Source organism: Acidithiobacillus sp. TH-A36, assembly GCF_057473445.1.
In genome coordinates this window covers 1-1,821 of sequence record NZ_JBYCKP010000284.1, presented here as the reverse complement: position 1 = coordinate 1,821, position 1,821 = coordinate 1, and the positions used below count along the sequence as shown (strand labels likewise).

Genomic DNA, 1,821 nt, shown 5'->3' with positions numbered 1-1,821 from the left:
TTACTTTTTGGCTGCTGCACCATCCGGTACCTTTCTGGGCGGCCTTGCTCCTCGAAAGTCTGGGGCAAGCTTTGCGTAGTGTGGCATTTGTGGTGCCGGCAGGCATTGGTATTCAGGAGGGCGGTTTTATGCTGTTCGGAACGGTGGTCGGCATTGGTCCGGACCTTGCCCTGGCTTATGCTTTGGCCAGACGGCTGCGTGAACTTTTTCTGGGCGTCCCGGTCCTCTTGTCATGGGCTGCATCAGAAAGTCATTATATGCGTCGAAGGTGGTTACAGGTTGCAACCGGGAAAGAGGGGGTTTTATGACGGCAATGGCCATAGATCTGGGTTCTGAGCAGCATCGGGATTTGTTTTGCCAGTTCATGCACGATACCCATGTACATTTTGATCCTGCAAATATGCCTTGGCCGGAACTGGATGCTGCCACGGAACAACGGGTCAAATCCTTGCCTTTCTGGGGTGAGGCGGTAGCGACGGAGAGTGTCACCGCGCGGATGGTTCAGAGTATGGCGGCACGGGAAACCGATCCCGTAGTGCGTGCCGCTGTGGCTCTGGATGGTCAGGAAGAACAGAGACATTCGGATTTGCTCCAGGCGTTGGTGAAACATTATAATATTCAGATACCTCCCTCTCCGCCGCCGCCGCCCTTGCGGGATCCTTACTGGGAGTTTCTATTTACGGGTTATGGCGAATGTCTGGATTCCTATTTTGCTTTTGGACTGTTTGCTGCAGCCAAAAACTCGGGATTTTTCCCACCTGAGCTGGTAAAGATATTTGAGCCGGTCATGCAGGAAGAAGCGCGACACATCATTTTTTTTATCAACTGGTTAAAGTGGCACCGTCGGCGCCTGCCTTTCTGGAAAAAAATTGTTCTGGAGTATCACCGTATCCAGGTCATCAGCATGCAGGCCTGGGCGCGGATTCAAACGGCAAGGGGCCTGAATGATCATCAGGAGGAAAATTTTACCATGACCGGCCATGAACAGGTGAGTAGCGACATTAGCCTGACACAGTTGCTCGCATTATGTCGGACGGAAAACGAGAGACGCTTTGCTGCTTATGATGCCCGTTTGCTGCGTCCGAAATTGGCACCGCGTATTGCCAATATACTGTTTTTCTTTCTGTCCCGGGGTAAAGGCGCCTGATTATTTGCTGCGCTTGTCCTGCATACGCTTTGGTATGTTATACTTGAGCGATTAAGGTTGTTATTTGTTCACAGGCTGTTTAGCCACCAGGTGGGGGTGTTGATACTATGGGTGTTCCTTTAATTCAGAGCTACAAGGTGGGTCGCTACATTGTTTCGCAAAAACTGCGGGGGCGTAAGCGTTATCCTTTGGTCCTGATGCTGGAGCCGTTGTTTCGTTGTAATCTGGCCTGCGCGGGTTGCGGGAAAATCGATTACCCCGATGATGTGCTGGATAAACGCCTGTCGGTGGAAGAGTGCATTGGCGCAGCGGAAGAATGTGGTGCGCCCATCATTTCTATTGCCGGCGGTGAGCCACTGATTCACAAGGATATGCCGGAAGTGGTGAAGGGTTTGGTGGAACGCAAGCGCTTCGTTTATTTATGCACCAATGCACTCCTGCTGAAAAAGCGTATGGATGATTATACGCCTTCTCCTTATCTGACATTTTCTGTCCATCTGGATGGCAATGAACACCGCCATGATGATTCTGTCTGTCAACCGGGGACCTACAAGCGGGCGGCTTTGGCTATTCAGGAGGCGGTTGAAAAAGGCTTCCGGGTGACCGTGAATTGTACCCTCTTTCAGGGTGAAGGGGCGGAAGAAGTAGCCAATTTCCTGGATGACTGCAAGGCC

The 1,821-nt window shown here is 51.7% G+C and carries 2 protein-coding genes and 1 pseudogene; all 3 read left to right on the top strand.

Annotated elements, in window-relative coordinates:
• A pseudogene (locus AC2VLY_RS07480) lies at positions 1-308 on the top strand (hypothetical protein); the annotation flags it as partial.
• Positions 305-1,147 carry a ferritin-like domain-containing protein gene (locus AC2VLY_RS07475; protein ID WP_486892107.1) on the top strand — a complete coding sequence of 281 codons (843 nt, stop codon included), beginning with the start codon at positions 305-307 and terminating at the stop codon, positions 1,145-1,147. The pseudogene AC2VLY_RS07480 and the gene AC2VLY_RS07475, both read left to right, overlap by 4 nt.
• Positions 1,148-1,254: 107 nt before the next feature.
• The coding region (gene hpnH / locus AC2VLY_RS07470) for an adenosyl-hopene transferase HpnH (protein WP_486892106.1) at positions 1,255-1,821 on the top strand (567 nt) is incomplete at its 3' end.

What these genes read in the sequence shown, in the direction of transcription:
- AC2VLY_RS07475 (WP_486892107.1), top strand. Translation starts at nt 305, where the DNA reads ATGACGGCAATGGCCATAGATCTGGGTTCTGAGCAGCATCGGGATTTG.